The organism is Brevundimonas sp. (genome assembly GCF_046295775.1).
GTDB lineage: Bacteria > Pseudomonadota > Alphaproteobacteria > Caulobacterales > Caulobacteraceae > Brevundimonas.
The window spans coordinates 1-12939 of record NZ_JBKBML010000009.1; the positions used below are offsets into that span (position 1 = coordinate 1).

At 66.4% G+C, this 12939-nt stretch carries 14 protein-coding genes and 1 tRNA gene; 2 read left to right on the plus strand and 13 right to left on the minus strand.

The features are described from left to right. The 12 genes from nuoI to ACK4I0_RS07295 form a co-directional block, all read right to left on the minus strand. The coding region (gene nuoI / locus ACK4I0_RS07240) for an NADH-quinone oxidoreductase subunit NuoI (RefSeq protein ID WP_409609456.1) at positions 1-487 on the minus strand (487 nt) is incomplete at its 3' end. Further along, complete coding sequence (locus ACK4I0_RS07245) at positions 487-687, minus strand: hypothetical protein (RefSeq protein WP_409609458.1); 201 nt, start codon at positions 685-687, stop codon at positions 487-489. The genes ACK4I0_RS07245 and nuoI, both read right to left, overlap by 1 nt. Next, the gene (nuoH, locus tag ACK4I0_RS07250; RefSeq protein WP_409609460.1) at positions 687-1763 is read right to left on the minus strand and encodes an NADH-quinone oxidoreductase subunit NuoH; all 1077 of its coding nucleotides are present in this window, start codon (positions 1761-1763) and stop codon (positions 687-689) included. Before nuoH ends, ACK4I0_RS07245 begins: the two co-directional genes overlap by 1 nt. A 3-nt stretch (positions 1764-1766) precedes the next feature. Beyond that, a complete protein-coding gene (nuoG, locus tag ACK4I0_RS07255) occupies positions 1767-3812 on the minus strand; it encodes an NADH-quinone oxidoreductase subunit NuoG (RefSeq protein WP_409609462.1) in 2046 nt (681 codons plus the stop codon). After that, entirely contained in the window at positions 3812-4309 is a 498-nt protein-coding gene (locus ACK4I0_RS07260; RefSeq protein WP_409609464.1) for a hypothetical protein, read from the minus strand. Before ACK4I0_RS07260 ends, nuoG begins: the two co-directional genes overlap by 1 nt. A gap of 3 nt (positions 4310-4312) precedes the next feature. After that, positions 4313-5626 (minus strand): NADH-quinone oxidoreductase subunit NuoF, encoded by a 1314-nt coding sequence (nuoF, locus tag ACK4I0_RS07265; protein WP_409609466.1) that lies wholly within the window; start codon positions 5624-5626, stop codon positions 4313-4315. Then, positions 5626-5892: a hypothetical protein gene (locus ACK4I0_RS07270; RefSeq protein ID WP_409609468.1), complete on the minus strand. Its 267-nt coding sequence runs from the start codon at positions 5890-5892 to the stop codon at positions 5626-5628. The genes nuoF and ACK4I0_RS07270 overlap by 1 nt, the downstream gene beginning before the upstream one ends. Next, a complete protein-coding gene (nuoE, locus tag ACK4I0_RS07275; protein ID WP_409609470.1) occupies positions 5892-6560 on the minus strand; it encodes an NADH-quinone oxidoreductase subunit NuoE in 669 nt (222 codons plus the stop codon). The genes ACK4I0_RS07270 and nuoE overlap by 1 nt, the downstream gene beginning before the upstream one ends. Beyond that, positions 6557-7786, minus strand: coding sequence for an NADH-quinone oxidoreductase subunit D (locus ACK4I0_RS07280; RefSeq protein WP_409609641.1), 1230 nt, complete (start codon positions 7784-7786; stop codon positions 6557-6559). Before ACK4I0_RS07280 ends, nuoE begins: the two co-directional genes overlap by 4 nt. A gap of 29 nt (positions 7787-7815) precedes the next feature. Next, a complete protein-coding gene (locus ACK4I0_RS07285) occupies positions 7816-8466 on the minus strand; it encodes an NADH-quinone oxidoreductase subunit C (protein WP_409609472.1) in 651 nt (216 codons plus the stop codon). Beyond that, positions 8463-9107, minus strand: coding sequence for a NuoB/complex I 20 kDa subunit family protein (locus tag ACK4I0_RS07290; RefSeq protein ID WP_409609474.1), 645 nt, complete (start codon positions 9105-9107; stop codon positions 8463-8465). The genes ACK4I0_RS07285 and ACK4I0_RS07290 overlap by 4 nt, the downstream gene beginning before the upstream one ends. Then, positions 9077-9454, minus strand: coding sequence for an NADH-quinone oxidoreductase subunit A (locus tag ACK4I0_RS07295; protein ID WP_409609476.1), 378 nt, complete (start codon positions 9452-9454; stop codon positions 9077-9079). The genes ACK4I0_RS07290 and ACK4I0_RS07295 overlap by 31 nt, the downstream gene beginning before the upstream one ends. Before the next feature lie 202 nt (positions 9455-9656). Here ACK4I0_RS07295 and ACK4I0_RS07300 point away from each other — a divergent pair, with 202 nt between their 5' ends. Further along, a complete protein-coding gene (locus ACK4I0_RS07300; protein ID WP_409609478.1) occupies positions 9657-11249 on the plus strand; it encodes an AbgT family transporter in 1593 nt (530 codons plus the stop codon). An 87-nt stretch (positions 11250-11336) separates the two neighbouring features. Next, positions 11337-11413 (plus strand) — tRNA-Asp (locus ACK4I0_RS07305). 112 nt (positions 11414-11525) lie between these two features. On the opposite strand, the gene ACK4I0_RS07310 is transcribed toward ACK4I0_RS07305, so the two are convergent. After that, on the minus strand, positions 11526-12773 hold the full coding sequence (locus tag ACK4I0_RS07310) for a glycosyltransferase (RefSeq protein ID WP_409609480.1): 1248 nt from the start codon (positions 12771-12773) through the stop codon (positions 11526-11528). Positions 12774-12939: the final 166 nt, after the last annotated feature.

Consider the following 12939-nt stretch of genomic DNA (forward strand, 5'->3'; position numbering starts at 1 on the left):
GATACGGAGCGTCGAGTTCCAGATTCTTAGCGATCACCCGCTCCCAGCGGTCGCCGTTGTCCAGCAGGCGCTGCTTGTCATAGAGCAGCTCCTCACGGGTCTCGACGGCGAACTCCGAGTTCGGGCCCTCCACGATGGCGTCCACCGGGCATGCCTCCTGGCACAGGCCGCAGTAGATGCATTTGACCATGTCGATGTCGTAGCGCGTCGTGCGGCGGCTGCCGTCGGCGCGCGGTTCGGCCTCGATGGTGATGGCCTGCGCCGGGCAGATGGCCTCGCACAGCTTGCAGGCGATGCAGCGCTCTTCGCCGTTCGCATAACGGCGCAGCGCGTGCTCGCCCCGGAAACGCGGCGACTGCGGATTGCGCTCGAACGGATAGTTCACGGTCGCCTTGGGGCGCGCCATGTACTTCAGCGACAGGCCGATGGCGCCGATGACGTCCAGCATCATCGCGCCCTTGGTCGCCTGGACGATACGGGTGAACATCACGCGGTTTCCTCAGCCGGGGGAGCGGCGGTCGGGGTTGAAGTCTGGGCCGGAGCCTTTTTGGCCTGCTCGTCGCGCCACTGGCGCTCGATGCGGTCCTGACGCTGCTGCCACTGATAGCCCGACGCCGGCGGCGCCTCGTAGGGCGCGCACGCCGCCACGGGCGCGATCAGCATCAGGCCGATGAAAAGACCTCGCATCACGCCCCCACCGCGAACACGCGCCAGGCCGAGACGATGACCACGGCGACCAGCGACGACGGCAGGAAAATCTTCCAGCCCAAGCGCATCAGCTGGTCGTAGCGATAGCGCGGCACGAAGGCCTTCACCATGGCGATCATGATGAACCAGAAGATGATCTTGCCCATGAAGACGGCGAGATAGAACAGGTTGGCCAGGAAGGTCGGCCAGCTGTCCAGGAAGCCGGTCGGGAAGCCTGGGTGCCAGCCGCCGAAGAACAGCAGGCTGATCATGGCGCACATGAAGACGATGTTGGCGTATTCGCCGATCATGAACAGTAGGTAGGGCGTCGAGCTGTACTCAACCTGATAGCCGGCCACGAGCTCGGATTCGGCCTCGGGCAGGTCGAACGGCGGGCGGTTGGTCTCGGCCAGGGCCGAGATGAAGAAGACGATCGCCATCGGGAACATCACGACGATGGTCGGCCAGGTCGCCGCGCCGCCGCCGAAGGCGAACCAGTTCCAGATCCAGCCCTGCTGCTGCGTAACGATCGCGGTCAAGTTCATCGTCCCGGCCAGCAGGATGACGTTGATGATCACCAGGCCGATCGAGACTTCGTAGGACACCATCTGCGCCGCCGAACGCAGCGAGCCCAGGAACGGATACTTCGAGTTCGAAGCCCAGCCGCCCATGATGATGCCGTACACGCCCAGCGAGCTGATCGCGAAGATGTACAGGATGCCGACGTTCAGATCCGAGATCACCCAGCCCGGCGCGAACGGGATCACCGCCCACGCGATGAAGGCCAGGATGAAGGTGATCAGCGGCGCCAGGATGAACACCACCTTGTCCGCGCCGGCGGGGATGATGATCTCTTTCAGCACGAACTTGAAGAAGTCGGCGAAGGACTGCAGCAGGCCGAACGGGCCGACCACATTGGGGCCTTTGCGCATCTGCACGCCCGCCCAGATCTTGCGGTCCGCCAGCAGCAGGAAGGCCAGCGAGATCAGGATGCCGACGGTGACGAGCAGAATCCCGCCGACGGTGGCGAGCGTCCAGCCGACAGGGGTGGTCCAGAAGGAGGTCGCAGCGTCCATGGCTTACTCCGCCGCCATCGCGACCGGCTGCACGCGCTGGGCGGACAGTTCGGCCATGGTCGCGCTGGCGCGCGCGATCGGGTTGGTCAGATAGGGGTCGAGCACCGGCGAGACGAAGTCGCGCTCGCCCAGTTCGCCCTTGGCGCCCAGGGCCGCGACGTCGAAGCCGCCGGCCGGGGCCAGATAGTCGATGCGGCCGAACGTCGGATGGTCCGCCATCAACTTGGCGCGCAGCTGGTCCAGCGTGTCGTAAGGCAGGGTCTGGCCCACGCGCTCCGACAGGGCGCGAATGATGGCCCAGTCTTCCTTGGCGTCGCCCTTGGGGAAGACGACCCGGTCGGCCATCTGCACCCGGCCTTCGGTGTTGACGTACAGGCCCGGCTTCTCGGTATAGGCCGCGCCCGGCAGGATGACGTCGGCGCCGTGCGCGCCGCGATCGCCGTGGCTGCCCAGATAGACCTTGAAGGCGCCGGTGGCCGAGGCGTCGATCTCGTCGGCGCCCAGCAGGAACAGCACGTCCAGCGCGCCGGTTTTGACCATGTCGGTCGCCGACAGGCCGCCCTCGGCGGGCACCAGGCCCATGTCCAGGCCGCCGACGCGCGCAGCGGCGGTGTGCAGCACGTTGAAGCCGTTCCAGCCGTCCTTCACCACACCCAGCTTGGCCGCCAGCGTTCCGATGGCGTTCAGGGTCGCCGCCCCGCCCTCGCCCGCCAGCGCACCCGCGCCGACGATGATCGCCGGCCGCTCGGCCTTGGACAGCCAGTCCGAAGCCGCCTTGGGCAGCTTGCCCAGTGTCTTCGTTCCTGCGCCCAACCAGTTGTAATCATAGGTCAGATCGACCTGTTGGCCGATCAGGGCGATCTCGGCGTCGCCCTTCAGCCATGCCTTGCGCAGGCGCGCGTTCAGCAGCGGCGCCTCGACGCGCGGATCCGCGCCGATGATCAGCACGGCGTCCGCCTTCTCGATCCCGGCGATGCCTGAGTTCATCAGCCAGCCTTCGCGCGGACCGTAGCCGATCCACGAGCCGTCCTGACGGCAGTCCGTATTGGCCGAGCCCAGCGCGCGGAACAGGTCCAGCGCCGCCTTCATTGATTCCGCGTCCTGCAGGTCGCCGGCCACCAGGCCGATGCGGTCCGCCGGCGCCGCCTTCAGGCGTTCGGCCACCGCGCTCAGCGCCTCGTCCCACGAAGCCGGACGCAGCTTGCCGTTCTCGCGCAGCCACGGGCGGTCCAGACGACGCGCCTGCAGGCCGTCGACGGCGTAGCGGCTGCGGTCCGACAGCCATTCCTCGTTGATGCCCTCGTTGACGCGCGGCAGCACGCGCATGACCTCGGCGCCGCGCGCATCGGCGCGGATGTTGGAGCCGAGCGCGTCCATCACGTCGATGGTCTCGGTCTTCTTCAGCTCCCACGGGCGATAGTGGTACTGCCACGGCCGGTGGGTCAGGGCGCCGACGGGGCAGAGGTCGTTGACGTTGCCCGACAGCTCGCTGTCGATGTTCTTTTCCAGATAGGTGGTGATCTCGGCGCTCTCGCCGCGCGAGATCATGCCGATGTCGGGCACGCCCGCCACCTCGGTGATGAAGCGGACACAACGGGTGCACTGGATGCACCGCGTCATGAAGGTCTTCACCGTCGGACCCATGTTCTTTTCTTCGACCGCGCGCTTGTTCTCGGCATAGCGAGAGCCGTCGCGGCCATAGCCCATGGCCTGGTCCTGCAGGTCGCACTCGCCGCCCTGGTCGCAGATCGGGCAGTCCAGCGGGTGGTTGATGAGCAGGAACTCCATCACCCCTTCGCGGGCCTTCTTCACCATCGGCGTGTCGGTGAAGATTTCCTGCCCCTCGGCGGCCGGCAGGGCGCATGACGCCTGCGGTTTCGGCGGTCCGGGCTTCACCTCGACCAGGCACATCCGGCAGTTGCCGGCGATCGACAGCCGCTCGTGATAGCAGAAGCGCGGAATCTCGTGTCCGGCGCGCTCGGCGACCTGGAGCACGGTCATGCCGGGCTCGAACTCAGTCTCTACGCCGTTGACCTTGGCGACGGGCATCAGCGGGCCTCTTGCTCAGCGGCCACGGCGTACTGTTCCGTGGCGGTCGTCCCATCCGGGAGCGTCGTGGTGATGGCGACAGCCTCGCCGCCCAGGGCGAAGCGGGTCACCGGGTCGCCGGACTGGTTCATCCAGCGGCCCTGATCGGGATTGGCGGTGTTGGTCAGACGCCAGGTGACGACGTCGCCCTCGACCCGGCATTCGGCGCGGCTGACCCCGCCGTCAACCGGCGCGCGCCAGCTCAGCGAGACCACCTGACCGGTCAGGCCCTCGACCTGCACGGCCGACAGATCCTGGCCATGCACGGCCGCCAGGGCGGCGCGGCAGACCTGGCGAAGCTGATCGGCGTTCAGCACGACCGGAGCAGCGGTCACGCCGTCCGACGACGGCGCCTGGGCCGCGACCTGTTCGGTCGGGCTGGGCGCAGCCACATCGGCCCGCTCGCCGCAGGCGGCGAGAGAGATCAGGCTGATCGCGATGACCGGGGTCAGGCGCATGCGCTACTCCGCCGCGATCGCGTGGCCGGCGAATTTCGCGCGGCGGCTGCGGTAGTTGGCGATGCGCTCTTCGATCTCGTGACGGAAGTGACGGATCAGGCCCTGGACCGGCCAGGCGGCCGCGTCGCCCAGCGCGCAGATGGTGTGTCCCTCGACCTGGCCGGCTACGTCCAGCAACAGGTCGATCTCGGACGGGTCCGCCTCGCCGATCGCCATCCGCTCCAGCACGCGCCACATCCAGCCGGTGCCTTCGCGGCACGGCGTGCACTGGCCGCAGCTCTCGTGCTTGTAGAAGTAGCTGATGCGGGCGATCGCCTTCACCAGGTCGGTCGACTGGTCCATGACGATGACCGCCGCCGTGCCGAGGCCCGAGCGCATTTCGCGCAAGGAATCGAAGTCCATCAGCGCCGTCTCGGACATCTCGCGCGTGATCAGCGGCACCGACGATCCGCCCGGAATCACGGCCTTCAGATTGTCCCAGCCGCCGCGCACGCCGCCACAGTGCTCTTCCAGCAGCTGCTTGAGCGGGATCGACATGGCCTCTTCGACATTGCACGGCCGGTTCACGTGGCCGCTGATGGTCATCAGCTTGGTGCCCGTGTTGTTCGGACGGCCGAAGCCGGCGAACCACTCCGCCCCGCGACGCAGGATCGTCCCGACGACGGCGATGGATTCGACGTTGTTCACCGTGGTCGGGCAGCCGTACAGGCCCGCACCGGCCGGGAACGGCGGCTTTAGGCGCGGCTGGCCCTTCTTGCCTTCCAGCGATTCCAGCAGGGCCGTCTCTTCACCGCAGATATAGGCGCCGGCGCCGTGGTGGATGTAGACGTCGAAGTCCCAGCCGTGGACGTTGTCCTTGCCGATCAGCCTGGCCTCATAGGCCTGCTTGACCGCCGCCTCCATGCGCTCGCGTTCCAGCACATATTCGCCGCGCAGATAGATGTAGCAGGCGTGCGCCTGCATGGCGAAGCTGGCGATCAGGCAGCCTTCGATCAGCAGTTGCGGATCGTTGCGCATGATCTCCCGGTCCTTGGCGGTCCCGGGTTCGGATTCGTCGGCGTTGACGACCAGGTAGTGCGGACGGTCCTTCACCTCCTTGGGCATGAAGGACCACTTCAGGCCGGTCGAGAAGCCCGCGCCGCCGCGTCCGCGCAGGCCCGAGTTCTTGACGTTGGTGATGATCCAGTCCCGACCCAGGTCGAGCATGTCCTTGGTGGCGTTCCACGCGCCGCGCGTCTTCGCCCCTTCCAGCGTCCAGTCCTGGAGGCCGTACAGGTTGGTGAAGATGCGATCCTTGTCCTGAAGAATGCCGACCATCAGGAGACCTCACGCATGCGACGGCGGTGATAACGGGTGCGCTGGACGATGGCCGCCAGCATCAGGGCCCAGCCCACGGCCAGGCTGGCGTAGCCGACCCACTGCACGGTCGGACCGGCGGCGCCGGCGCGCTCGACCATCAGAATGGCCACGGCGCCGAGCAGGACCAGGGCGAAGCCAGCCAGGCGCTCGCGCCGGCCGACGGCGCGCAGCTCGTTGCGATAGGCCCGCACGGCGTCTTCGTCATTGAAGTCCGGCCGAGACATCAGGCAGGCTCCTTGGCGGGCTCGCTGTTCGGCAGCGTCTTGATGGGCTTGGCGGCCGAGCCGTCATAAAGTTTGGGATCGGTCAGGGTAAGGGCCCCGTCCTCGGGCTCGGACGTCGCGCGGCCCACGCGGCTGCCCGGCTTGGGCGTCTTGCCGGCGGCGAAGTCGTCGATGATCTGGGCCATCGTCTCGGCCGTCAGGTCCTCGAAATAGTAGTCGTTGATCTGGGCCATCGGCGCATTGGCGCAGGCGCCCAGGCACTCGACTTCCTGCCAGGTGAAGCGGCCGTCGGCCGACAGCGTGTCCTTGGGCCCGATCTTGGACTTGCAGACCTTCATCAACTCGCCCGAGCCGCGCAGCATGCACGGCGTGGTGCCGCACACCTGGATCAGCGCAGCCTTGCCGACCGGCTCCAGCATGAACATCGTATAGAAGGTCGCGACTTCCAGCACGCGGATGAACGGCATGCCCAGCAGGTCGCCGATGGCGCGGATGGCGGGCTCCGAGACCCAGCCTTCCTGCTTCTGGACCAGCCACAGGATCGGGATCACCGCCGACTGACGACGGTCCGAGGGATATTTGGCGATCCACCATTCGGCCTTGGCCATGGTGTCGGCCGAAAAGGCGAACGAGGCGGGCTGGTCCTTGGCGAGACGACGAACGCTCATCGGTCCACTTCTCCGAAAACGATGTCGAGCGAGCCCAGGATGGCGGACACGTCGGCCAGCATATGGCCGCGGTTCATCCAGTCCATCGCCTGCAGGTGGCGGAAGCCGGGGGCCGAGATCTTGACCCGGTACGGCTTGTTGGTGCCGTCGGACACCAGATAGACGCCGAACTCGCCCTTGGGCGCTTCGACGGCAGCGTAAACCTCGCCTTCCGGCGTGCGGAAGCCTTCGGTGTACAGTTTGAAGTGATGGATCAGGGCTTCCATCGACCGCTTCATCTCGCCGCGACGCGGCGGCACGATCTTGTTGTCCTCGACCATGACCGGATCGCCGGGGCAGTTGCGCAGGCGGTGGATGCACTGCTCCATGATCCGCACCGACTGCTTCATCTCTTCGATGCGCACCAGATAGCGGTCCCAGCAGTCGCCGTTCTTGCCGACGGCGATGTCGAACTCCAGCTCGGCGTAGCACTCGTAGGGCTGCGACTTGCGCAGGTCCCAGGCGATGTCGGACCCGCGCAGCATCACGCCGGTGAAGCCCCAGGCCAGGGCCTCTTCCTTGGACGCCACGCCGATGTCGACGTTGCGCTGCTTGAAGATGCGGTTGTCGGTGACCAGCGCCTCGATGTCGTGCAGCGCGGCAGGGAACTCCTCGCACCAGCGGGCGATGTCGTCGATCAGCTGCGGCGTCAGATCCTGATGCACGCCGCCAGGACGGAAGTAGTTGGCGTGCAGGCGCGCCCCGCAGGCGCGCTCGTAGAAGACCATCAGCTTCTCGCGCTCCTCGAAGCCCCAGAGCGGCGGGGTCAGGGCCCCGACGTCCAGCGCTTGGGTCGTCACGTTCAGCATGTGCGAAAGGATGCGGCCGATCTCGGAGAACAGAACCCGGATCAACTGGGCGCGATAAGGCACCTCGACACCCAGCAGCCGTTCGACGGCGAGGCAGAAGGCGTGCTCCTGGTTCATCGGCGAGACGTAGTCCAGCCGGTCCAGATACGGCACATTCTGGAGGTAGGTGCGCGCCTCCATCAGTTTTTCAGTGCCGCGGTGCAGCAGGCCGATGTGCGGATCGACCCGCGTCACGACCTCGCCGTCCAGCTCAAGAACTAGGCGCAGCACGCCGTGCGCGGCTGGGTGCTGGGGGCCGAAGTTGATGGTGAACTTGCGGTCGTCCATCTCGCGCGCATGCGCGGTGCGGCCATCGTTCTCGAACGGATCCACGTCCATGGACGCCGAAGGGTGAATGACGTCGGTCATCAGGCCTTGCTCCCCGCCTCGGCCTTCTCGTCGCCCGGCAGCGGCGGCAGCGGATACTCCGCGCCCTCCCACGGGGACAGGAAGTCGAAGTTCCGGAATTCCTGGGTCAGTTTGACGGGCTCATAGACCACCCGTTTCTGCTCTTCGTCATAACGGACCTCGACATAGCCCGTCATCGGGAAGTCCTTACGCAGCGGATGCCCCTCGAAGCCATAGTCGGTCAGCAGGCGGCGCATGTCGGGGTGGTCCGAGAAAATCATGCCGTACATGTCGAACGCCTCGCGCTCGAACCATCCCGCCGCCGGATAGACGCCGATGGCGGTGGGCACCGGCTTGACCTCGTCGGTCGAGATCTTGACCCGCAGACGCACGTTCCGGGTCATGCTGAGCAGGTGATAGACCACCTCGAACCGCTCCGCGCGGTCGGGAAAGTCCACGCCGCACACGTCCAGCAGCTGCTGGAACTCGAAGCGGTCACGCAGCGCCGTCAGCACCTCCACGATCCGCTCGCGCGGCGCGATCAGCGTCAGTTCGCCGAACGCGACCTGCGCCTCGACGCCCAGTTCGCCGACCATCTCGGCGCCCAGCGGCGTCAGGGCGCTCTCGGAAACGGCGATGTCGGCCGCGCGGCCGGAAACCGGAACGCTCATCGGTCGATGGTCCCCGTGCGGCGGATCTTCTTCTGCAGCTGCAGCAGCCCATAGAGCAGCGCTTCTGCGGTCGGCGGGCAGCCCGGCACATAGATGTCGACCGGCACGACCCGGTCGCAGCCGCGCACGACGCTGTAACTGTAATGATAATAGCCGCCGCCATTGGCGCAGCTGCCCATGGACACGACGTAGCGCGGGTCCGGCATCTGGTCGTAAACCTTGCGCAGGGCGGGCGCCATCTTGTTGGTCAGGGTGCCGGCCACGATCATCAGGTCGGACTGACGCGGGCTGCCGCGAGGGGCCATGCCGAAGCGCTCGACGTCGAAGCGCGGCATGGACATCTGAATCATCTCGACGGCGCAGCAGGCCAGGCCGAAGGTCATCCACATCAGCGAGCCGGTGCGCGCCCAGGTGATGACGTCGTCCAGGGAGGCGGTCAGGAAGCCGCGCTCGCCCAGTTCGGTGTTCACCGCCTCGAAGAACTTGTCGTGAATCTTGGGATCATAGCCCTCGACGGTCGACCGCGCGCCGGAACCATAGCTTTGGCCGGCGGGAACCAGGGGCGAGCCGTTGGGACCCAGCAGGGTCGGAACGGGCGTGGAAGGCGCGATCACTCCCATTCCAGGGCTCCCTTCTTCCATTCGTAGAGGAACCCGACGGTCAGCACGCCGAGGAAGATCATCATCGACCAGAAGGCGAAGATCATTCCGCCGCGCGACAGGTCGAACATCGCCACGGCCCACGGGAACAGGAAGGCCACTTCCAGATCGAAGATGATGAACAGGATCGACACCAGATAGAAACGCACGTCGAACTTCATGCGCGCGTCATCGAAGGCGTTGAAGCCGCACTCATAGGCCGACAGCTTCTCGGCATCGGGGTTTTTCGGAGCCATGACCCACGCAGCCAGGATGAATCCCAGGCCCAGCACGGTCGCGATCCCGGCAAAAACCACGATCGGCAGATATTCCAGCAGAAATTCGTTCATTCGAGACAAGCCTCGCCCGCCAGGGAGGGATGGCGGAATCGGCGCTTTCTAGACCCAACCCCGCCGGGGTTCAAACCCATGTGCGCAAAGGTTTTTGTGCGAACGGTTCGCAATTCGGCAGGCCAATTTGTCGCGGCCTGTGCGGTTGCCGCCCGCGCCTTCGCCCTGCCCTATGCGGCAAAGCTGTTTTGAGGGTCTTTTGATGAGCGTCGGCACCCGACTTCTGAACTTCGTCGAGCGCACGGGCAATCGCCTGCCCGACCCGGTCTTTCTGTTCGTCTGGCTGATCGGTCTGTTAATGGCGATCAGCGTGCTGGGCGCCTGGATGGGTTGGTCGACGGTCAATCCTGTGACGCAGGAGCCGATCACCGCGCAGAACCTGCTGTCGCCCGACAACCTGCGACAGTTGCTGGTCGAAATGCCCCGGACCCTGACCGGCTTTGCGCCCCTTGGTTATGTGTTGGTGGTCATGCTCGGCGCGGGCGTCGCCGAGCGCACCGGCCTATTCTCGGCCGCTATGCGCGCCGGGGTGCGCAAGGCGCCGACCAAGCTGCTGACACCGATCATTATCTTCATCGCCATCCTCAGCAGCCATGCGGTGGACGCGGGCTACGTCGTGCTCGTGCCGCTGGCGGGCGTACTCTATGCGGCGGCCGGACGGCATCCGATCGTGGGCATCTCGGCGGCTTTCGCCGGCGTGTCGGCCGCCTTCTCGGCTAACATCATGCCGGGACAGCTGGACGTGCTGCTGCTGGGCATCACCGAAACCGCGGCCCATCTGATCGATCCGTCCTGGCAGATGAATCCGGCGGGCAACTGGTGGTTCATCATCGCCATGACCTGCATGTTCGTGCCGCTGGGCTGGTGGGTGACCGACCGCATCATCGAGCCGCGCCTGGGCGCCTGGACCCCGTCGTCGGACGCTCCGGTCAAGCTGGACGAAGGCGAACTGTCCAAGCCCGAGCGCAAGGGTCTGGTCTGGGCGGGCCTGGCTCTGCTGGCGGTCATCGGCCTGTGGGCCTGGCTGACCCTGGCGCCTGGCGCCGCCCTGTTCGATCCGGAGGGAGAAACCTCGGCTCAGCGTCTGGCGCCCTTCTATCAGTCCCTGGTCGCGGCCTTCTTCGCGCTCTTCCTGGCCACCGGCGTCGCCTATGGAGTGGCGGCCGGCACGGTGAAGTCGCACCGCGACATCGTTAAGATGACGACCCAGGCCATGGCTGACATGGCGCCCTACGTCGTCCTGGCCTTCGTGGCGGCTCACTTCGTGGCCATGTTCAACTGGTCGAACCTGGGGGCCATCATGGCCGTCGCGGGCGCCGAGATGATCAGCAACTCGGGCCTCAACACCTTCGGCCTGCTGTTCGCCATCGTCATCGTCAGCGGCCTGATCAACATCTTCGTGGGCTCGGCCTCGGCCAAGTGGGCGCTGCTGGCGCCGATATTGGTGCCCATGCTGATGCTCTTGGGCATCAGCCCCGAGATGACGACGGCCGCCTACCGCATGGGCGATTCGATCACCAACATCGTCACGCCCCTGATGGTCTATTTCCCGCTCGTCCTGGCCTTCTGCCAGCGCTGGGACAAGACCTTCGGCCTGGGCAGCCTGATGGCGCTGATGGTGCCCTACTCGCTCGCCTTCCTGATCGTGGGTTCGATCCTGACCGCGAGCTGGGCGGCGCTGAACCTTCCGTTGGGCCCGGGCGCAGGCGTCCACTACGTGATGCCCACGCCCGCCGAGGCCGCCCAGCTGGCCAATCCGGTTGGCCCGGCGGCGCCTGTCGAAGCCGCACGATGATTTCGGGAAAAAGAGTGTTGACGTGAAAAGGGGCGCCGCCTAAACGACGCCCCTCGCCGGGGCGCAACGCTGCTTCGGCCGGGAAACGCGGGTGTAGCTCAGTTGGTTAGAGTGCCGGCCTGTCACGCCGGAGGTCGCGGGTTCGAGCCCCGTCACTCGCGCCATTCCTTCTGAAACGAAGGGATGGCGCACCGCCCTTCCCCTCTCCAAAATGCCCACGAAAAAAGCGCGCACCGAGCGATCGGGGCGCGCTTTTTCGTTTCCGCGCTGAGCGCATCACTGAACGGGCAATGCCTCGCCCGGCTGCACGAAGGCCGCCTGTCCCGTCAGGTCGCCATAGACCATGCTCAGGTCCTCGAAGACGCGGTTCCAGGCGAACTGCTCGACAGTCTTCACGCGCGCATTGCGGCCGATCAGATCGATGTCGCGCTCGAACAGGGCCGAGACCGCCTCGGCATAGGCGCGCGGATCGGCGCTGGCCGACAGCTGGCCCACTGATTCGTCGACCGTCTCGGCCACGCCGCCGGCGTTGACGCCCACCACGGGCCGGCCGCAGGCCATGGCCTCCAGCACGATCAGGCCGAAGGGCTCCTTGTCATTGGCGTGCACAAAGGCGTCGCAGCTGGCGATGATGCGCGCCACTCGGGCCGGATCCTTTTCGTAGGGCAGCGAGATCACCCGCTCCTCGGCCGGCATGCCGGCGCCCGCGCCGACCAGCACCAGGTGGTACGGATCGCCCAGCATCTGAACCGCGTCGATCAGCACGTCGATGTTCTTCTCGCGCGCCGGACGGCCGGCGAAGCACAGCAGCCGCACGCTGTCAGGCAGGTCCAGCTTTTTCAACAGCCAGTCTCGGTCGCGCCGATCCGGGCGGAAGGTGTCGATCTCGACGCCCAGGGGCCGGATGACGATGTTGCCAACGCCCGCTTCCTCCAGCCGGCGCGCGATGAAGCGGCTGGGCGACACCACGCGGTCGAACTGGCCGAACAGCCTGGCCCAGCGCTTCTCGACCGGCTTCTTGGCCCACTCTCCAAAATGCAGCGCGGCCAGGCCCGCCGGGTCCGAATGGCAGAAGCCGACCACGGGGCAGCCGGCGCGCTGGCCCGCCTCCAAGGCGCCCTGCCCCGGCGTGTATGGGTCGCCCGCCTCGATGATGCTGGGCTTGGCCGCCGCCACCCAGGCGCCCCATTTGCGCACCGAACTGGGCCAGCGATAGCCGTCGCCAAACGGCAGCTTGGCCGCATGCAGGCGCACCACGCCGCCCGAACCTGCCTTGTGTGAGGCGCCGGGCACGATCAGCGTATGTGCCACGCCGGGCCGGTTCGCCTCCAGCCACGCCTTCTTGGACAGCAGATAACGCTTCACCCCGCCCGAACGCGGTGCAAACAGCATGGTGGTGTCCACCAGGCGCGGCCGCTCATCGACCGCCGAGGCGACCTTCAGCGCGCGCAGCGTCTCCACCACGTCCTCGTCACGGATCAGGCGCAGCTCGCTTTCCTGCACCTCAAGACCGGTCATGCTCATGTTTGGGGTTCCATCCGCTCCGGCGGCAGCAACGCTCGACCGTCGTTTTTGGATGCGTCGCCGGGTTTTGAGCACGGAAGTCATGATCCGCCCTACTCCCGCGAAAGGTGAAGCTCAAGAGCGCCCTGAAACCGTCCGCCGAACGTCGTCGGCCTTGCATTCGCCT